The 20,298-nt window shown below is 34.5% G+C and carries 20 protein-coding genes; 16 read left to right on the top strand and 4 right to left on the bottom strand.

Annotated features, from left to right (window positions below):
• The first annotated feature begins 7 nt into the window (after nucleotides 1–7).
• From IJE13_RS05695 to IJE13_RS05655, 9 genes are all read left to right on the top strand, one after another.
• Nucleotides 8–1,456: a 4Fe-4S binding protein gene (locus tag IJE13_RS05695; RefSeq protein ID WP_292778143.1), complete on the top strand. Its 1,449-nt coding sequence runs from the start codon at nucleotides 8–10 to the stop codon at nucleotides 1,454–1,456.
• 13 nt (nucleotides 1,457–1,469) lie between these two features.
• Entirely contained in the window at nucleotides 1,470–2,132 is a 663-nt protein-coding gene (locus IJE13_RS05690; protein ID WP_292778274.1) for a 4Fe-4S binding protein, read from the top strand.
• Nucleotides 2,133–2,579: an NADH-quinone oxidoreductase subunit B family protein gene (locus IJE13_RS05685; protein WP_292778141.1), complete on the top strand. Its 447-nt coding sequence runs from the start codon at nucleotides 2,133–2,135 to the stop codon at nucleotides 2,577–2,579.
• Between the two features lie 28 nt (nucleotides 2,580–2,607).
• Nucleotides 2,608–3,783, top strand: a complete 1,176-nt coding sequence (locus tag IJE13_RS05680; protein ID WP_292778139.1) for a nickel-dependent hydrogenase large subunit — start codon at nucleotides 2,608–2,610, stop codon at nucleotides 3,781–3,783.
• A 99-nt stretch (nucleotides 3,784–3,882) separates the two neighbouring features.
• Complete coding sequence (locus IJE13_RS05675) at nucleotides 3,883–4,881, top strand: NADH-quinone oxidoreductase subunit H (protein ID WP_292778137.1); 999 nt, start codon at nucleotides 3,883–3,885, stop codon at nucleotides 4,879–4,881.
• Nucleotides 4,882–4,955: 74 nt separating this feature from the next.
• The gene (ehbP, locus tag IJE13_RS05670; RefSeq protein ID WP_292778135.1) at nucleotides 4,956–5,219 is read left to right on the top strand and encodes an energy-converting hydrogenase B subunit EhbP; all 264 of its coding nucleotides are present in this window, start codon (nucleotides 4,956–4,958) and stop codon (nucleotides 5,217–5,219) included.
• Nucleotides 5,220–5,411: 192 nt separating this feature from the next.
• Entirely contained in the window at nucleotides 5,412–6,071 is a 660-nt protein-coding gene (locus tag IJE13_RS05665) for a DUF5612 domain-containing protein (RefSeq protein ID WP_292778133.1), read from the top strand.
• 88 nt (nucleotides 6,072–6,159) lie between these two features.
• A complete protein-coding gene (locus IJE13_RS05660; RefSeq protein ID WP_292778131.1) occupies nucleotides 6,160–6,882 on the top strand; it encodes an AzlC family ABC transporter permease in 723 nt (240 codons plus the stop codon).
• Nucleotides 6,882–7,205 (top strand): AzlD domain-containing protein, encoded by a 324-nt coding sequence (locus tag IJE13_RS05655; protein WP_292778129.1) that lies wholly within the window; start codon nucleotides 6,882–6,884, stop codon nucleotides 7,203–7,205. The genes IJE13_RS05660 and IJE13_RS05655 overlap by 1 nt, the downstream gene beginning before the upstream one ends.
• Nucleotides 7,206–7,224: 19 nt before the next feature.
• Here the strand turns inward: IJE13_RS05655 and IJE13_RS05650 are convergent, their stop codons facing one another.
• Both IJE13_RS05650 and IJE13_RS05645 read right to left on the bottom strand, forming a co-directional pair.
• Nucleotides 7,225–8,097, bottom strand: a complete 873-nt coding sequence (locus tag IJE13_RS05650; RefSeq protein ID WP_292778126.1) for a Dna2/Cas4 domain-containing protein — start codon at nucleotides 8,095–8,097, stop codon at nucleotides 7,225–7,227.
• A gap of 444 nt (nucleotides 8,098–8,541) precedes the next feature.
• Entirely contained in the window at nucleotides 8,542–9,654 is a 1,113-nt protein-coding gene (locus IJE13_RS05645) for a DNA polymerase subunit beta (protein ID WP_292778123.1), read from the bottom strand.
• 591 nt (nucleotides 9,655–10,245) lie between these two features.
• On the opposite strand from IJE13_RS05645, the gene IJE13_RS05640 reads away from it, so the two are divergent.
• The 6 genes from IJE13_RS05640 (at nucleotide 10,246) to coaBC (ending at nucleotide 16,149) form a co-directional block, all read left to right on the top strand.
• A complete protein-coding gene (locus IJE13_RS05640) occupies nucleotides 10,246–11,163 on the top strand; it encodes a CBS domain-containing protein (protein WP_292778119.1) in 918 nt (305 codons plus the stop codon).
• 215 nt (nucleotides 11,164–11,378) lie between these two features.
• Nucleotides 11,379–12,200 (top strand): CBS domain-containing protein, encoded by an 822-nt coding sequence (locus tag IJE13_RS05635; protein WP_292778117.1) that lies wholly within the window; start codon nucleotides 11,379–11,381, stop codon nucleotides 12,198–12,200.
• A gap of 254 nt (nucleotides 12,201–12,454) precedes the next feature.
• Nucleotides 12,455–13,282 (top strand): prephenate dehydratase, encoded by an 828-nt coding sequence (gene pheA, locus IJE13_RS05630; RefSeq protein ID WP_292778115.1) that lies wholly within the window; start codon nucleotides 12,455–12,457, stop codon nucleotides 13,280–13,282.
• Between the two features lie 224 nt (nucleotides 13,283–13,506).
• Nucleotides 13,507–14,271, top strand: a complete 765-nt coding sequence (locus IJE13_RS05625; RefSeq protein ID WP_292778113.1) for a hypothetical protein — start codon at nucleotides 13,507–13,509, stop codon at nucleotides 14,269–14,271.
• Nucleotides 14,272–14,312: 41 nt separating this feature from the next.
• Nucleotides 14,313–14,861, top strand: coding sequence for a PsbP-related protein (locus IJE13_RS05620; RefSeq protein WP_292778111.1), 549 nt, complete (start codon nucleotides 14,313–14,315; stop codon nucleotides 14,859–14,861).
• Nucleotides 14,862–14,964: 103 nt separating this feature from the next.
• Nucleotides 14,965–16,149 carry a bifunctional phosphopantothenoylcysteine decarboxylase/phosphopantothenate--cysteine ligase CoaBC gene (gene coaBC / locus IJE13_RS05615; RefSeq protein ID WP_292778109.1) on the top strand — a complete coding sequence of 395 codons (1,185 nt, stop codon included), beginning with the start codon at nucleotides 14,965–14,967 and terminating at the stop codon, nucleotides 16,147–16,149.
• A gap of 908 nt (nucleotides 16,150–17,057) precedes the next feature.
• Here coaBC and IJE13_RS05610 read toward each other — a convergent pair.
• Nucleotides 17,058–17,702, bottom strand: coding sequence for a fibrillarin-like rRNA/tRNA 2'-O-methyltransferase (locus IJE13_RS05610; RefSeq protein WP_292778106.1), 645 nt, complete (start codon nucleotides 17,700–17,702; stop codon nucleotides 17,058–17,060).
• Between the two features lie 112 nt (nucleotides 17,703–17,814).
• Nucleotides 17,815–19,047 carry an ATP-binding protein gene (locus IJE13_RS05605; RefSeq protein WP_292778104.1) on the bottom strand — a complete coding sequence of 411 codons (1,233 nt, stop codon included), beginning with the start codon at nucleotides 19,045–19,047 and terminating at the stop codon, nucleotides 17,815–17,817.
• Nucleotides 19,048–19,384: 337 nt separating this feature from the next.
• Between IJE13_RS05605 and IJE13_RS05600 the strand changes: the two genes are divergently transcribed.
• Entirely contained in the window at nucleotides 19,385–20,296 is a 912-nt protein-coding gene (locus tag IJE13_RS05600) for a dihydroorotate dehydrogenase (protein ID WP_292778102.1), read from the top strand.
• Nucleotides 20,297–20,298 lie beyond the last annotated feature (2 nt).

Genomic DNA, 20,298 nt, shown 5'->3' with positions numbered 1-20,298 from the left:
AAGAATCATGTATTTAACAACTAATAAGTGTGATGGACAAGGGGATTGCATAAGGAATTGTCCAAGTGAAGCAATACGCTTTGTTGATAACAAGGCTTTTAGCTGTATGTGTTGTGGTGCTTGCTTCGAAGCTTGTCCGAATCATGCGATATTCAAAAATAAATACGGCGGATATGTGGTTGATAGGGCAAAATGTAATGGTTGCGGTGTTTGTGAATTCACCTGCCCTATAGAAAGCATTCATCTTGATAATGGAATCGTCAAAGGTATCTGTTCACGCTGTGGAGTTTGTGAGGATGTATGTACCAGAAAGGCAAGAGTGGACACTGACAACCTGGTATTGGACAAGCAGAAAGTACTGCTCAATTCCTTGAAAATGGTTGCGAATACTGTCGGTTTCGGTGCAGGAGTCAAGAAGATTGAAAGCATGAAGCTTCCTGTAAAGTCTGACAAGACAGCAGATAGAATATGTGTCAGCACAGACTTGGAAAAATGTGTGAAATGTGGAAGATGTGCATATTACTGTCCTACTCGTGCGATAGAGGTTATTATTCTGGATGAGGGATACTGTATAGGATGCAAGGTATGTGAGGATGTCTGTCCTACAGGTGCATTGAAGGATGGCGACTACGATAAGAGCATCTGTACCTTGTGTTTGGCATGTGTTGAAAACTGTATCAATGACGCATTGACCGCAAGGGACTTCAAGATTGTAAGAAGCATTAAGGATGACACATTATATTCAAACACTGAAGGAAGCATAATAAGCTGTCTCAATTGCGGATTGTGTAAGGAAACATTTGACAGCAAGGCATTGATCAGGGATGAGAACGCATTGAGATATGACCCTTCACTTGATGAGGATACTGAAGAGAACAAGGCTAAACGTCTTGAAGCGATATATGCCTGTCCTGTTTCTTCCTTGACAGAAAGCGAAGACAACAAATTATTCGGATACTGCGTTTCCTGTGGAAAATGTGTGAATGAATGTAAGGAAGAGGCAAGAAGTTTCCAAGTCATCTCATGGGACGGAGAAGTCAGTGATGACTGCATTTCCTGTGGAATATGTGCTGAGCTTTGTCCTGAGGAAGCGATTACACTTCAAAGAGGTGCAATCAACGTCGACTTGGATAAATGTATAATGTGTGAAACCTGTGGAATACACTGTCCTAAGGATGCGATTCCTAAAACAACAGCAGTCAAATATGAAATTTCCGGAGGATTCAATTACATTGATGAGAACCTATGTGTGAAATGCGGATTATGTAAGGACATCTGTCCGGAAGAGGCAATCTATACAGTTGAGATTCCAAGCGATGAAGTTAATCTCGGAACTAGAAATAAGAACCTTAAATTCGCTGTAGATGATGATAAATGTATTTACTGTGGAGCTTGTATGAATATATGTCCATCCAAATCATTTATTTTCGAAAGAGAGTTTGATAGGGTGAATTAGGAGTTTGATGGAAATGAAAGATGTATTGAAAATTATGCTTAATGGAGCCTATACTAATTTCAAAAGGATTCTCTTCGCAGCAGATAGAGTAACTGATATGGAACTCCGTAACGCTATTCTTACAGGAACAGTTGAGCCTGACAAGAAAGTGGATGAAGAGGCTTGCATTGGATGTGGAGGTTGTGCAAATGTCTGTCCGACCGGTGCGGTTACAATGAAGCCATTGCAAAACCCTGTAAAGCTTAAGGAAGGATGGGTAAAGACCGAAGTTCCAGAGTTGGATCCTTTAAAATGTGTGGTATGTTACTGGTGTCACGATTTCTGTCCTATATATTCATTCTTTGAAGAGGCAGGAACAATTCACCCAGGAAATGTCGGTGAAATTCATATTGACACCAGCGAATTGCTGGAGGAACCTATCAAGATATCACAAGAGAAGATATCATTCATTGCACAATACCTGTCTGACAAGTCATTGCTGTCTGAGAATGTTGTAGCGGATGATATTGAGAATGTGGGAGTAGGTCTTGAAAAGGTCTCCAAAATCAAGGACATTCAGGATAATATTAATGAGAAATATGAGAAGGACGTTCAAAGAAGTGCTGAAATCAATGAAAGTTCTGCTGATGAGGTCGATAGTGAAACTGTTGAGTCTTCAGATGAGGGAGGTGAATAGATGAGTCTTAAAACACTTTCAAGGTCAAAAGCTATCCATGTCATGCTGGTTTATACCGGCGGATGCAATGGCTGTGATATTGAGATTGTAAACGCAGTATTATCTCCTAAATTTGACATGGAACAATATGGTGTTTTCTTGACATGGAACCCTCGTGAAGCGGACATTTTAGTTGTTACAGGACCGGTCACACATGACAACAGAAAGCCATTGGAAGACATTTACAATGCCATTCCAAATCCAAAGCTTGTTGTTGCTGCAGGAGCTTGCGCAGTGATGGGTGGTGTCTATAAGAACTGTTATGGAGACATTCCTTCAGAAGAGATTGAAGGTCCTGTTGAAAATGTCATTCCAGTTGATGCAAAGATTCCAGGCTGTGCCGTAAGGCCACAGGATGTATTGGCAGGAGTAGTTGCATCATTGCCACATTTATTGAATGCTGATTAATCATTAATGTATTAAAGAGAGGATTTATATGGAAGAGAAAAAAGCTAAAAAGCAGGAAATCATAGAGACTGAGATTCAAATGGGTACGGTTCACCCTGCTGCTTTAGAACCTTATAGGGTTAGATTTTTCGTAGAGGATGAGATAATCAAGGATGCGGAAATTACAATTGGTGTTAACCACAGAGGTATTGAGCGTATTATGGAAGGTCTTCCAGTGGAAAAAGCCAATATGCTTACAGAAAAGATTTGTGGGATCTGTTCAAACTCACATACATGGAATTCCGTAAGGACTGCCGAGAAAGGTCTTGGAGTTGAAGTTCCGGACAGGGCAGTCTACATTCGTGTAATAGTCGGTGAGCTTGAAAGATTGCACAGTCACTTATTGTACTTAGGGCATGGTTGTGAAACCTTGGCTCATGAGACATTCTCCATGAGGGTGTTTTACATTAGGGAAACCATCATGGACCTTTTGGGAATGATTGGGGGAAACCGTGTCCAATACGGATGTTCCATCATTGGTGGAGTAAGGCCAAGATGCGAATTGGATGAGAACAGAATCCAAAGGATATTGGATGGATTGGACCTTGTGGAAAAGAATGTTGCAGACTTTGCAGACAGATTCGTTCATGATTCAATTGTATTGTCAAGGATTACAGGAACCGGATACATTCCACAGGAACAGGCTATTAAGTTAGCGGTTTCTGGACCTACCTTACGTGCTACAGGTGTAAAGAGAGACTTAAGAACTGATATGTATGAGTATGACAATTTCGATTATGATATAATCACTCAAGACACTTGTGACGTAAAGGCTCAGCTTCTTATGAGAGTGTTTGAGATTTTTGAAGCGATCAAGATCATTCGCCAAGCCATAAGGGACTTGCCTGAAGGAAAAATCACTGACAGGTCCTGGGAAATGGTTGACACCGACTTGATTGAAAGCTATATTGAAGTTCCTAGGGGAACATTGTATCACTCCTATGCAATTGAGGATGGAAGGGTTAGGCATTGCATCATAAGAACCCCTTCAATGAGTAACATCGGGGCCATGCAATACGCCTGCATCGGCAATCACATCACTGACGGTCAGTTATGCATTGTCCAGTGTGATCCATGCTTTACCTGTTCAGACAGGGCAATAGAGGTTTATGATACAAGGAACAATAAGTTGGACAAATCAATTTTACGTTCAAACATTCATTGATTGAAAAATAAAATCTCATTAAAAGATAGTATTAAAATTTAATTTAGATGATTTAATCATTTATGATAACATTTATTAAAAATTTATGAGGAAAGAAAAATGGCTTATGAAATATCACTTATTTCAATTTTAGAGGTTATTCTAACACTTATCATAGCATTGTTCATAGGTGTTTTGATTCCTGGAATTGAAAGGAAATATGTTCAGGCAAGGATTCAGCAAAGAATCGGGCCGCCTGTTACAAGTCCGGGACTATGGGCATCAGTCAAGTTCCTCTTCAAGGAGAACATACAGCCTAATTCCCCTGCACCTGGATTGTATAAGGCAATGCCTATCCTTTGTTTCATTGCAGTGCTCGCAGTATTTCTAGCATTGATGCCGGAGAATTATCAGTTCATGGCCTTTGCTAGCCTAATAGCTATTGTTGGATTCTTAAAAGTTGAAGAAATCGCTTATGTGTTGATGGGTTCCTTATCAAAATCCGTTATGAGCATTAACTTAAGGTTCCCAGACCATGCAAAAGGTGCTGAAAGACCAGGTTTGCTTGTATCATCCATTGAGGACATCAGTTCTAACAGGTCACTTAGGATGATTATTTTCGGTTCATTCCCATTGTATTTGGCTTTATTCATACCTGCAGCCTTATCAAAAAGTATATTCCTGGCGGATATTGTAGCTTATCAGCAAGCAAACGGACCATTCCTGTTTACTTTGGCAGGTATCATCGGAACAGTGGTCTTCTTTATAGGATACATGATTCTTTTGAATGAATATCCGTTTTCATACATCAAGGCCAAGTCAGATGTGATTGAAGGACCATATATGGAACTTGCGTCCAAATACAGAACATTTGTTTACCTGACCAGAGGATTCCTGATATTTACTTTAGGATTGATGTACTGTGTATTGTTCTTGGGAGTTGCTCCTGAACTGTTCTCACTTAAATTCATAGTATGTATTATAGTGTCCCTATTGTTGCCTGTGATTATGGCAATTGTCAGTGCATTCTCTCCAATATTTACCAACAGACAGTTATATCCTACCATTTTGGTCAGTTCTGCACTTGGAGTATTGGCTATGGTAATTGCATTGTTCTAGATTTGGGAATTTGGATATAAGAGTTTAGAATTATAGAAACTATTAAATTTTTTAAATTTAATCGTGGTGATTTAATGAAATTTGTAATCAGACCTTACCATATGATGAGTCTTGGAGGATACATTGTGGAATATGATTTCCCTTACAGGGATTTGATTATTGTGAATGAGACTCCAGATGAAATCAAATTTGAGATTCCTGTATTTGACGGATCTTATATTGAGGAATATGAAAAGTTAGGTCTAAAGGTTATTCCTGTCACAGAGCATGACAGCTATTTAAACTTATATAAGAAGGCGCATGCGGAATTAGATGCGCTAAAAGCAAAATTAGATTAATTGGAGATAATTTAATATTAGTTTTCCTCATAAATATTTTCTTGATTATTTTATCTTCAATTAATCTTTTTTATTATTTTTAAATTTATTGAATAAATCTTATATTTTTAAAATTTGATTTTTTTAAGTATTCTTTGGATTTTTAGACAATATTTAAATAATTGAATATTTTAAGTATTATTAGGTAATATTATGAATAGTATTTCTTTAACACTTACAACTAAGGAAGAGAAGGGAGTTCTAGATGAGATAACAGACATTCTCTCACGTCATGGAATAAACATTTCCTATGTTCATCTTTATGTTAATGAGGATGTCGGCACATTGAATCTTGAACTTGATAATGTGGAGCATCTTGATGAGCTCATAGAGGATTTGAAATCCACTGATTTTATTTTAGATATTGAAATCCACGGTTCCTTGAATGACATTTTCGGTAAAAGGGTTCTTATTTTCGGTGGTGGAGCTCAGGTATCTCAAGTTGCAGTCGGTGCAATTACAGAAGCGGATAGGCATAATATCCGTGGAGAGCGCATAAGTGTGGATACTATTCCTTTAGTTGGCGAAGAGAATATTGCCGAAGCTGTAGATGCAGTAAACAGATTGCCTCGTGTAGGCGCCCTTGTCCTTGCAGGATCTTTGATGGGCGGCAAGATAACTGAAACAGTCAGAAGCCTTAAGGAAAAGCATGAGGACTTGATTGTCATCACTTTGAATATGCCTGGAAGCGTAACAGAAGAGGCTGACTTGATTGTGACAGATCCTATTCAAGCAGGTGTAATGGCGGTCATGGCTGTTGCAAGCACTGCAGTCTTTGATGTGAAAAGATTAGCAAAGAACAATAAGTTCTAATTTTTTTATTTTCATCTCTCTATCTATTTTTTTCATGATTTTTTATCTATTTTTGGAGTTGTTTTAAATTACTAGAAAGGAAAAGTTTGTGCATGGTTTAAAGTTAGGTATTCCAATCACATTTGGATATATTCCAATGGGAATTGGATATGCTGCTTTAGCTATTAAGGCAGGGCTCTCTCCATTTGAGACAGTTTCAATGTCTGTGCTTATTTATGCAGGTGCCGGACAAATCATGATAGCTACCATGTTGGCTCAAGGGGCCACTCTTTTCAATATCGTTTTGACTTCATTTGTACTTAATTTCAGATATTTTGTAATGAACACTTGCATTTACAACAAGGTTGATGATGCTTCCCTTGCTGTGAGGATACCTTCATCACACCTTGCTGTTGATGAAGCCTTTGCAATGTTCATGCTAATGGAAGAGTCTTCAATATGGACTTATATAGGTCTTGCAGGAATTGCATGGCTGTCTTGGATTTTTGGTGCAATTATTGGTGTTATAGTCTTGAATGTGCTTCCTATAATTGTTGCAAATAGTTTTAACATTTCTTTATATGCCCTATTTGTAGCACTATTGGTTCCTGCAGTTAAGGAAAGTAAGGAATTGGCTATTTTAGTTGTAATAACAGCTATTTTAAATGTTGTATTGCAGTTTTTCATTGGAAATTGGTCATTGATCATAGCCATTCTTTTAGGTGCTCTCATTGGAATGTATATAGTCGATGATGATACAGTTTTAGGGGATGCCTATAATACAAGTGATGACCATTGCAGAGTGAATGGCAGTAATGAGGAGGTGCAATGATGAATATTACTTTACTCATTATTCTTTGTGCACTTGTTACCTTTATTCCAAGGGTAATTCCAGCAATCTTTATGGAAAGATTGAATTTCTCACCTAAATTTGAGAAGTTCCTGAATCTGATTCCATACACTGCACTTGCAGCATTGATCTGTCCAGGAGTGCTTACTGTAGACCCTGAATTATGGTACATTGGACTTATTGGAGCAATCATAGCAGGAGGACTCGCATGGAAAAAGGTACCTCTTGGAGCTATTGTAATTTTGACTGTGATTGTGCTGATTGCAGTTTACTTGTTAGTGCCGTTTTTCCCAGTTTTGATTTAGTTCTTTTTTCTTTATTTTTTTAACTGTTATCACATAGTTCCTTATATTCACAGCTTTCACACTTTTTCAAACCGGTTTTAACTGTAGGTATTTCCCCACCTTCGATTATTCTATTTATATTGGTCAGAACTTTAAAAAAGCTTTTTCTTGCTTCGGTATCTATTATTACAGTTCTACGTTCCCCTATTTTCAAGTAATCCACATAGGCAACTGTAACATAGGTATTGAATTCCTGTTCAATCAGGAGTGCATTGGCGATTGCCTCCATGAAATCACCATCCCAAACTCCCTTTATAGGAGGATTTGATGATTTCAATGATATTGGGAAATAATTCCCCTTTTCAACTTCTATCTTGTCTATTAGTCCTATCAGGTCCAAACCGATGTCTCGTATAAGATAGCTGTACATGGAAGTTGGGAAGAAGAGTCCCTGAAGTTCATCTCCATCCTTATCAAGGACTTTCATGGATTGTGATACCTTTAGGGAAAGTATTTTGAGATTGAAGTCTATTTCGCTAATCAGTTCTTTTTTTAGTTCATTTAGCTTTTCATCTTCGGTTTTAGTTTCATCAATGAATTCTATTTCCTCATCTTTTTTTAAATTGCTGTTTTCATTGTTCTTGTTCTTCTCATTTATCTCTTCTATAATATCGAATGTGGTTTTTATTTGATTGTTTATTCCTATTGCAATTCTTTTTTCAATCTCTTCTTCAGACATATCCTTTTTGATATGCCTTAGGTTCTTACGAAGAAGATCTTGTATGTCCATTCTAAGATCCTTTAATGTCTTTGAGATAAAATAATCTTCTTCGGTTTCTTCATCGATATTGCTTTGAAAATATAATTTCAAAGGACAGAACATATAACTTTTAATTGTTGACACACTTATCATTTTTTAACTCCATATTATTTGTTAAATTATTCTTTATTTTTCATTTAATAAATAGTATGCAGTTATTTTTGATTATAATTTTATAAAAATAGTTATTTTTACGAAATAATTATAATTTTGCAGTTTTATTAGAATTTAATAATTTTAAATCAATTTTTACATTAGCTTGAAAAATTGATTTTATTTGAAAAATAGTTCAATTTTTTACAAAAATTTTTCCTACATTTTAATTATAAATACGATTAATTAAAATGAGGTTTGTTGATTAAAACTTGGTAATTTTAATTCATTTTTTAAAAATAGTTTATCATATATGGAAATTATAAAAATAGTTTTAAATGTAGGTAGGTAAATTAATTTAAAATAGTAAATTTATTAAAAAAAGTAAAAAAATAAAATAAGAAATCCAGTCTAAACTGGACTTTCTCTTAATTTAGTATGAGTTTATACAGGACTCTCTCTAAGTTTGATATATTCATTCAAGGATTCCCTAGTAGTACCTACCAAGATCCTATATTTCTCAAACTCTCCGTTTTTCAAGACCTTTTCTATTTTTCCTCTTGCCACTACTTCCTCTCCATCCACTACTTCTCCAGCGTAAGTGTGTGTTAGTGAAGCGAGCTCTGAGATTTCGATATCTGGTCCTTCTAGAATCTCAACATCTTCTATTGTATATACTGCAGGATTGTCGAAGGCTCCAAGTGCGCTTTTTATTGTGCAGTTAACTTTCGCAAATCCTTCTGGTTCGTATACTGTATCTCCCCAGGTTCCTTCAATCTCATCATAGTTTCTGGTTGCCAAGATGTCGAAAAGGGTTTCTCTAATCAATCCTCTATTGCTTTTTCTTTCCTCATACCAAGCGAACTCTTCTTTTGTCAGGGAGTCGTCTTTGATTCTCTTATCATATACAAAGTCCCAGAAGTCATCGTTGATTCTATTTAGTGTGATTGATTTGTCGATATCTTCTATGAAAACAGCTTTGTCCTTGTTGTCCTTGTATGCTTTGATTGCATTCCTATGGTTTTCAAGGCCATAGACTACAAAGTCAAGGTCTGAAGTTCCTGCCTTTTGAAGTCCTGGCAAGATTGATCCTGAGATTCCAAGGTCATCATAATCGATTCCTGCAACATAATGGAAGAAGTCTGATAAGTCAAAGAGTTTGCTCAAGAGTTCTTCCTTGTAATCCAATTCTTCTCCAGCTTTTACTTTATCATTTATTTCTTCGTAGTAGGTTGCCCTGAGACCCTTTAATCTTTCTTCTGGCTTGATGATTCTTTCAACCTTGTCTATAGGAACTCCCATCATCTCTACATTTGTCACATCACAGAAGTATAGATAGTCAGGATGGTTTTCCCTTAAATATGCGTAAGCCTCTTCTGAACCTACTTTTGAATATCTGATTCCATCCTTTTTCCTGTCTCCGTTTTCATCTGGAATGTATCTTAGGAAGCAAATGATTCTGTCTTCAGGGTGAATGTAATTTGTTGAAGCGAATAATAATCCGTCTGTACTTATAATGAAGTCTCTTGTTCTAACAGTTTTTTTAATTTGAGTCATTTTAATCACTAATTCTTGATGATTTGATAAGTATAATTTCTATTATAGTATTTACTATATTGTCTTATTATTAATTAATTTTTATATTTTTGATTTTTCATGATTTCTTAGTTTTTTCAAGTGTATATTTTCAATGATTTTCAATAAAAAATCACTTCTTTTATAAGTGAGTAAGAATTAAATCGATAATAATATTAACTATCAAAACCTATCTAATATTGTAGTTAGTTCTATGTCATTTATCCAAATTTTTCATTTGGATTTCTAGAGAGTTTTTATTATTTAAAGACTTGGATGATAGAATTAAAGATACATAAGAACTTCCCACAAATCCATAATTTCAAAAATAGATTACGGATCGTCAATTATCGTAATGACGGATTATAGGCTTAATTTCTATATTGTTAAATTGGATGTAGGTTTGAGGAATTTTTTAAGTTCACATGAATCTAATTGATTTTTAGTGAAATAAAAAAAATCAATTGAACTTGTCATCTGGTTAATGGTATTTCCCAGAGTTCTATAGCTTGATTGTTATGATAGGATTTGTAATTTAGACCTGGAAGAATTATTAAATCCGGAGGTGTCGATATGAAAGACAAAAACACTAAAAACTTGAGAAAATCTATGAATCGTGGTTCAGTTGAACATGAAACAAAAGTGGCTGAAAATGAAGGGGAAATCATGACTCTCGCTAAAAGAGAAGTGATCAGCATTCCTCCAACCAAGACTATCAAGGAAGCTGCTGAAATGATGATTGAACATGGATTCAGAAGATTACCAGTAACCCATCCTGGCTCAGATAAACTTTTGGGTATTGTAACTGCTATGGATATTCTTGACTTCCTTGGTGGAGGAAGTAAATTTGACATAATAGAAAAGAAACACAATGACAATTTCTTGGCAGCAATCAATGATCATGTCAAGGAAATCATGACAAGAGATGTTATTTCTATTAGCCCTAAATATTCTATTAGAGAAAGTGTAGATGTAATGACCAAAAACGGCATTGGATCTTTACCTATTGTAGATAAGGAAGAAAAATTAGTGGGAATAGTCACTGAAAGAGATTTCGCATTAGCACTTGCAGGTTCATTGACTACTGAAACTGTAGGTGATATCATGATTAAAGATGTTATTACTACCACTCCTGGAACCCCTATTGAAAGTTGTTCCAAGATCATGGTAAGAAATAACTTAAGAAGAATTCCTGTAGTCGAAGAAGAAAAGCTAATAGGAATTGTAACTTCAACTGATATCTTAAGATTCTTTGGTGATAAAGAAATGTTTGCTTCTATGACCTCTAATAGTGGTTTAGATGTATTGAAAAGAAAAATTTCTGAAATCATTAAACCAAACATATTAGTAACTGAATCTAATGTTAGATTAGGAGACTTATGTGAATTATTAGCTGAAAAGAACATTGGTGGTGTTCCTGTAGTTGATGATGATGAACTAGTGGGAATCGTCACTGAAAGAGATATTTTGAATACAGTTCTTAACAAATAATTGAATTATTTTTTAAGGAATTGTTGATTGCTTTGCAATCAGGTAGCTATTGTTGAACTTTAAGAGATAGCTATTGGTAGGTAATGGTTTATATCTTTGATTAGATACGCTATGAGATTTAATTATCAAATAAGAATTGAATTAAAATTTAATGATTATTTCAATTTCAAATTTATCTAATAGCTATTTCATTGTATTTTATCGTTGGTGAAAGTATGAAAATCAAAAATATAATGTCTGAAAACGTGGTATCTATTGATAAGAATTTAAACATATGTGATTGTCTAAGAATGATGTATAAGGATAACTTATCAAGAATACCAGTCACTAGTACCAATGAAAACAATAAGAAAGTTTTAGTCGGAATTATCTCAGAAAAGGATATAGCTGATAAGTTAGGCTCCGCTAAATATGGTAATATGGCTCCTTCCCATTTCCATGTATCAACTGTGATGGTCAAGGACTTGATTACAGTTGATGAGGATGATGATGTAACCGATGTGGCAAAGATATTGATTGACAAGAACATTGGTGCCATTCCAGTCATGTCCGATGGTGAAATGGTAGGAATCGTAACTAAATCTGATTTCATATATTTATGCAAGGCAAAAGCATATGAAAAGATTTCAGTTAAGGATATTATGACAACAGATATTGTTTCAATATCTGCAGATGATCGTTTAGTTCATGCAAGAAAGGTCATTATGGACTCAAAGATAGGACGTCTATTGTTGACTGAAGACAATGAGCTTGCAGGAATTATAACTTCAAAAGACATTGCAAAGGCATTCGTTTCCTTTAGGAAACACACTCCTGACAAGTATCAAGCTTCTCAAATCAAGGAGTTGATTGCAGGAGATTACATGTCCACAAATGTGGAGACAATCTCACAGTATGCAACAATTCCAACACTTGCCGATGCGATGTTGGAAACTGGTTATAATGGTTACCCTGTAGTCGATGATGAAGATCAGATTATAGGAATTGTAACTCAATCAGATTTGCTAAAATTGATTTATGAAATTGAAACTCAATGAGTCATTTTCGATTGATTTTAGTCTTAAGCATAAGATTTTCTTATGCTTTATTTTTCTTTTTTCTATTTTTATTTATTTTAAACAGTTTTTATTTGATTTATTCACTATTTTTTAGCTATTTTTTCGATTTACTTATTTTATTTAAGTTATTTTAACCTTATCCCTTTTTATACTATGATTAATATATAAGAAATAGTAAACTAAAGTACGAAGCAAAATATAATAATTTATTTTTTTTAATTAGGAGTTTAATCATGACAAAGGACAAAGTAGCATTTTTAGGACCTCAAGGTACATTTTCCCATGAAGCGGCATCATTGGTCAGTGACAATCTGGTTTCCTACTGTTCAATACAGCAGGTTATGGGTGCTGTAGAAAGTGGAGACTGTGTATGTGGTGTTGTTCCAATTGAAAATTCCATTGAAGGTCCAGTCAGCTTGACTTTAGACTCCCTGATTCATAATTTCGACTTGAAGATCAAGAATGAAATTGTCATTCCAATCAACCATAACCTATTGGCTGCTAAGGAAATGAGTGTAGATGAAGTGGAAAATGTCTATTCACACTCACAGGCTTTAGGGCAATGCCAGCCTTATTTGGAAAGGCATGGAATAACCGCACATTATACATTAAGTACTGCAGCAGCTGCAAAAAGGGTTGCTGAAACCGGTGAGGATGCAGCTATTGGAACATTGAAGGCAGCGGAACTCTATGGATTGAAGGTTATCGATACAAACATACAGGAGAATTTCAATAATGAAACCCGTTTTATTGTTTTGGACCATGAAGATTCTCCAATAACCGGTAAGGACAAGACTTCAATTTCATTTTCATTGTTTGTGGATAAGCCTGGTGGACTCTATGAGCTTTTAGGCCTCTTTGCAGAGAATGATGTTAACTTGACTAAAATTGAATCAAGACCTTCCAAAGAGGGATTGGGCCACTACATATTTTTCATAGATCTTGAAGGACACAGATTAGATGAGGATATAAAACGTATTTTGGAAGATTTGGAAAACAATACCTCATTCTTTAAGATTTTAGGGTCTTATCCTGTTTTCAGTGAGGATTTATTCAAATAATTTATTTTAATTTTAGGTTCTTTTCAGGCATTCAGAGAACATTTATTCAAAATTTTTTAACTATATTTCTATTTTTCATTCATTTTTTTAGCATATTTATTTAGTATAGTTTATTAAATATGAAATTTATATATTAATATAATATAAATATATAAAAATAATAAGTAGTTTGATATTTTTAATTTATAGTATTTTATTCAATCAATCGATATAGGAGGAGAAGTATGAATCCAGATAGAAAGAAGCTTATGCAGATTTTGGAAAATCTTCAAAGGGATTATGAAGCCGGTCTTATTTCTGAAGAGAAGTATGTTTATTTCAGGGACCAGTATGAGCATAAGCTTGAAACTATTGAAGTCAGTGATAGAATTCGTGCGATGCAAGGAAAAGAGGAAACTCCTTCTTCATTAAAATCCAATTATGCTGATTCTAGAAGATATCAAGAGGAAAAGGAAAAATTGGTTAGGAAATACATTCACAATCCTGAGACTTATACAGTATCTAAAAAGCCGGAGGAATCTTCAAGCACAAGTCCATGGTATATAGCTTTGGCAGTCGTATTCCTGCTTGTGGCCTTTGGTGCAGGTATAGGCTTTGGTATGTCTAGCATTGGCATAGACGGGGATGTCTCTCATATGTTAACTGGCCATGAGGCAACCATTAACGATACAGCATTCCCGGAAGTTAAGATAAACAAGTCTCTCAGTTATAATTATACAAAATCTTACTCTAATACCACTAAGTATGGTTCTACAGATGATGATTCAAGTTCTTCAAGCTCATCCAGTTCTTCCAGTTCATCTAGCTCCTCTTCCAGTTCATCTTCTGGCAGTGGTTCTAGCAGTGATTCTGGAGGTTCTTCTTCTGGAGGCAGTTCTAGTGGCGGATCTTCTGGTGGAGGTTCTTCTTCTGGAGGCAGTTCCGGTGGCGGATCTTCTGGTGGAGGTTCTTCTTCTGGTGGCGGTTCATCTGGAAGCACTGAGGAATAGATTTTATTGATGGTACTACTATTGTTTTTTGGAGATATAATATGAAAAAGATTATTGGTATCGGATTAATATTGATTTTATTGATTGTAGGTATTTCATTTTTTATAAACAATCCTATCAATACTGACAATGAAGTGGATTTGTCACAGCAATCAGTAAACTATACTGAAAATGGAATATCATTATCAATGCCTGGAGATTGGGTTGCTGCAAATTCCAAGTCCAATGATACAGTTTTGGCAGTTGCAGATTCCAATTCAAAAGATTCTTCAGGATTTAATAGCATTAATGTGAACATTGAAAAGAAATCAAAGGCCAAATCATTGCAATCTGAATTCAATTCTAATTATAATATATTAGCTCGTAATTCTGATTTCAATATCCTATATATGGGTAATGTTTCATTCAATGGCGAACCTGCTTTGGAGGCAGACTACACTTCCGTATCAGATAACATAACAAAACAGCATAAGGCCATTTGGTTTAAGAAAGGCTCTGACATTTATGTTATCCTATGTTCTGCTCCGCAATCCCAATATGATGATGAAGTGGGAACTTTTGATTTTATCATTAACAGCGTTAGATTATAATAGTTATTTATAATTGGTTCAATAGTGATTGTCTTAGGCAATTCACTATTTTTATTTTTAAATTGTTTTTAATTAAGTATTTTAAATTTATTGAAGTGATCTTATGGAAATAGTTTTATGTGTTACTGGAAGCATTGCAGCAACTGAAACCATTAAGCTTGCAAGGGAATTTAGAAGGCAAGGCCATTCAGTCAAGGCATTCATGACCAAGGAAGCGACAAAGATCATTCATCCGAATGCTCTTGAGTTTGCAACAGGTCAGGAAGTCGTCTTGGAATTGACTGGAAAGATAGAGCATGTAAGGTATTCTCAAGTCGATTTGATCTTGGTTGCTCCAGCTACTGCAAATACAATCAGCAAATTTGCATATAAGATTTCTGACAATCCAGTAAGCACTCTACTGATTACCGCTTATGGCCATGACACACCTATTGTTTTCGTCCCTTCAATGCATGATTCCATGTATGATGCGGTAAGTGAGAATGTGGAGAAACTTAAAGAAGAGGGCATCAGATTTGTCAATCCTCGCATTGATGAAGGAAAGGCCAAATTCCCAGCCATTGAGGATATAGTTCTTGAATCTGTAAGGGCAGTTAATTTGGATAAGGTAAAAAAAGGCATTGCAGATGAGGAAGTATCCAAGATTGCAGGGAAAAACGTATTGATCAGCTTAGGAGGAACCTTTGAAGAGATTGATCCTATAAGAGGAATTTCCAACAGGTCTTCAGGAAGGATGGGGCTGGAACTTGCTAAGGAAGCATTCATTAGAGGAGCTAATCTGACAATATTGGCAGCTCATCATTCCGTTTCCATTCCAAAGGCATTCAATGTGATTGATGCGGAATCAACCAGTGCAATGAACGAGAAGATAGATGAATTGATTCCTGACTTTGATGTTTTCATAGCCACTGCAGCTGTTTCTGACTTTACTCCAATCAATAAGGAGGAATCCAAGATCTCATCATCATATAACTTGTCATTGGAATTCGAGCCTGTTGCAAAGATAATCCAAAGGATTAAGAAGATCAATGAGGACATATTCCTGGTTGGATTTAAGGCTGAATACAATATTTCAGAAGAGAAGATGATCAATTGCGCTAAAACCCAAATGCAGGAAGCGGGCACTGATTTGGTAGTGGCCAATGATGTTTCCCATGAAGGATGCGGATTTGGATCTGAGACCAATGAAGTCATTCTTGTAAGCGATGAAGTCAAGAAGGTTTCATTAAGCTCCAAAAGAGAGATTTCCAAATCAATATTTGATGAGGTCTCTAAAAAATTAAACTAATTATTTCTTTATTTTTTTTCATAATTTTTTTTAATTATTTCTTTATCTATTTTTAGTCATGATTTTTTTTGTTCGTTATATAATTTTTCTCTTATATTTTTCCTTATTTTTCTTTAAAAATTTAAAATATTTTCCTTTATTATTCTTAATACTTCTTTTTTGCTTTTATTTTGATAAAAATTAAAAAAAGTATTACTTTTTTATAAAAATTAGTAGTTCTTTCTTATTTTTGAAAATAAGGGAAAATTAGAAATATTTTTTAAAATTTTGATAAAATTTTGTAAAAAAAGCATTAAAAATAGTTTATTTTGCAAAAAAAGTTCAATCCTCTAAGTTATTTAATTATGGAGTGTTTTTTATGAGTGAATTAACCTAGAGGATATTTTTATGAACTCTTTTTTTATTGCATTAGCAAATATATATTTGTAATATTCTTATATAAAAAGGTTTCAGTAGTAATACTTTTTTGATATTGTTCGTGATTATACTAAATTCTTATTTTTACTTAAAATTACTGTTTATTATGCTAAATTTTTCCAAGTTTCATTTTTAAAATTATATTAGTTTTATTTTTAATTTTCAGTTAATTTTAATCAATTTTTTTTAAAAAATCTATTGTATTTTTTCTTTTTTGAAATGAAATTTTTTGATAAAAGTAATACTTATAAAACAAGGATTTTTAGAGCTTTAAATTACAATCTAATCATAAAAAGTAGTTGAATAATTGATATTAGAATGATATATTAATATTTTCTAATAATATTATAAATAAATGGATTAAACAAATTATTAGATAAAATAAATTTTTATTTTATAATTTTAATAAAAAAATGGTGGTTTTAACTTAAAATAAGAGTTTTATATGGTTTTTGAAAATGGTTTTTTTTGAAAAAGGAATATATGTTCTTTTAAAAAGATTTCTCCACAAGAAAAGCTATATGGTCCTTTTCATAAGGTTCTAACTTAATCTTTTCCAAAATGGAATAACCATTTTCCTTTATTTTTTTTGCTTCATCCTTGAATATTTTTTTAGGCTTTTGGATAACATCAATGCTTCTTGCTTTTATGGTAATTAGGCCTTGTCCGTCTTCCTTTAGGAAGAGATTCATATTATCCATGAATAATTCGCTCTGTTTTTCCTGTGCCACATCACAGTAAACAAGGTCTGCCTTTTCAACTTTGTTTAGGTAATATTTCGGTTTGGTGGCATCAGCAAGCAATGGAATGATATTGTTTCTCTTTTGGGATAGCCTCACCAATTTTTTCATGCTGACAGGTGAAAATTCAACAGCATAGATCAATCCTTCATCACAAATGTCTGAAATGTGTGAAACGGTTGTTCCTGTTGAAGCGCCTAAATAGAGGACTTTTGAATCGTTTTCCAGATTAAGCCCTTCCAATCCGTTCAATAATGCTGCAGCTAATTTGGACCTTCTCGGATTCCATATCCTGTACTCTTCATCTCCATCTTGAATGAGTTTCTCATCATAAACCCTAATTCCAGGAGCCAAGTTTTTAGTAGCTATTTCACCATCTTTGTAAAATATGTTCATTTTTTCACATCTTTATATGAATTTGATAATTTTTATAGTGATTTTCTCATTTCTTGATTTTATATTTTGTTTTATAGGAATTTTATAAATTTGCAGATTTAAATTCAATTGATTATTTTCTTCTCTTCTTTTTGTTCTTCTTGTTTTTCTTGTTTCCTTTGTATTTCTTGCTTTTTCCTTTTCCCTTATCCTTTTCGGATTTTCTTTCTTTTGCCCTTTTTTGGCTAGTCTTTTTAGGGAAAGGATTTTCCTTTTCAATCTGCTCTACCTTTTTCAAGTAGTCTTCTGCAATGGTCGGATCATATTCTCCAGAGAACACATCTTTCCTGACTGCAAGAGTGATCTTTAAAGCCAGGTTTCTGGCTATTTTTCCTCTATTCCACCATTTGGCTCCACGAACGCTTGGGTGTTGGAATATCAATCCATGCTTTGGAGGACGCTCTCCGGTTTTCAAGTGTCTGAATATTGCCTTTTCAGCGCCCATGATTTGAATGACACTTGCAGGATAGGTGGCCAATCTCTTTATGCTTCCGATATGTGCAATCAATTTGGCACCTAAGGTAGCTCCCAAGAGGTCCCTTAAGTTTGGAGCAATGGCTTCCATCTTGGAATCGATATAAGTTTCAAGTTCCTTTCTTGACTTTTGAAGTGAATAGATGGATTCTGCAAAGCTTTTAAGCATTTCCAGATCTTCCTCTTCAATGTCAGCTCCAGTGCTCTCTTCAATCTCTTCACTGAAATGTTCCTTGAAGTTTTCTAGGATATCCTCTCTATTTTCGCTTTCAGCTATTAATTTGATATAAGTTTCATTATTGCCTATTGTATCCATTTCCGGGAAATAAATGGTGTACCAGTCACGGATACGTTCGACTAATTTGCTGATTGATTCATCAATGTCATCTACAGAGTTTATTGCCTGAATGAGCAGCTTGTCCTCTTCCTGTGATGATTTCTTTATTTTGTAAATGGCCAGTTTTTCATAAATCCGAATGATTTCCTCTTGGCCTTTTGAAAATCCAATCTCTTCTAAAACACTATCCATATTGCTTCTTAAGTGTTCTCCACCTTTGTTTGGAGTTTTCACTTCAATGTTTTCATAGTTTTCAAGTTCCTTATATTGGGATTTTCTTTTAGTGGTTTCAATGATGATCTTTTTTTCATCAGAAGATTCATCAAATGCAATCTCATTAATCAGTTCAATCTCTTCATCCAAAATCTCATTTTCCTCTATTTTAATGAGATTTGAAACTATATCCTCTTCATTGAACAGTTTATAGTTGGCTATTTGAAAATCTTCATCAAATGCAATAAATCCTGCAATACATTGTGTTATATAAAATACCATAATCTTATTTTAATTTTTATTTCTAATATATTTTACATTATTTTTCCTTATTTTTCTATTTTTTCAATTTTTATTTCTAATATATTTTACATTATTTTTCCTTATTTTTCTATTTTTTCAATTTTTATTTCTAATATATTTTACATTATTTTCACTTATTCTCTTGCAAATTCTTATGATTTTGATTAAATTAGGACTGATTTTTTCATAAAAAATCAAATATTTTATATCTAATAGTTTTCATATATTAAAATAGTATAAAATTATATGATTAATATAATAAAGAATTTTAAGATTATCAACTTATCAAAATTATCATGTTTATTGGAGGTTATTCATGTTAAAAACTAAATTATGCGGTGTCAGTTTAAAGAATCCATTGATGCTTGCTGCAGGCGTATTGGGTAGTCATGCATCTTCCCTTAATTGGATGATAAAATCTGGTGCCGGTGCAGTTGTATCCAAATCATTTTCAAAAGAGCCTAATGACGGCTATAAAAATCCAACTACCGTTGCTGTAGAGGGAGGAATCATCAATGCTATCGGGCTTTCAAGTCCTGGTGTTGAAGCCTTTATTGACGAATTGGAAAAGGTCAATAGGATAAAGGGCAAATCAATCGCTTCCATTTATGGTGCAACTCCAGATGAATTTGCTTATGTTGCAGGAAAGGTGGAGGATTTGGTTGATATGATTGAACTCAATGTTTCCTGTCCTCATGCAATGGAAGGCTACGGTGCATCAATTGGTCAGAATCCGGAACTCACCAAAAATGTCGTAAAGGCAGTGAAAGATGCTGTGGATGTTCCAATACTTGCAAAATTGACTCCAAATGTAACAGACATTTCAGAGATTGCAGTTGCAGCTGAAGATGGTGGAGCAGACGGATTGACATTGATCAACTCCTTAGGTCCTGGAATGAAAATAGATATAGTGACCGGAAATCCAATACTTGCCAATAAGTTTGGCGGAATGAGCGGACCTGCAATAAAGCCGATAGCAGTTCGTTGCGTTTATGATGCCTATGCGGCAACTGACATTCCAATTGTAGGTGTTGGAGGAATACGCAATTATGCCGATGTTGTGGAGTTCCTGTATGCCGGTGCCACTGCCGTTCAGATTGGAACCTCCATTATGTATGAAGGTCCTGAGATATTCGGAAGGGTCGCAAGTGACTTGGAAGAATTCATAGAGGAAAGCGAATTTGATTCAATTAGTGAAATGGTAGGTTTTGCTCATAAGGAACCATAGTT

This window comes from Methanobrevibacter sp. (assembly GCF_017410345.1).
Classification (GTDB): Archaea; Methanobacteriota; Methanobacteria; order Methanobacteriales; family Methanobacteriaceae; genus Methanobrevibacter.
This window is presented reverse-complemented; position numbering and strand designations above follow the sequence as displayed.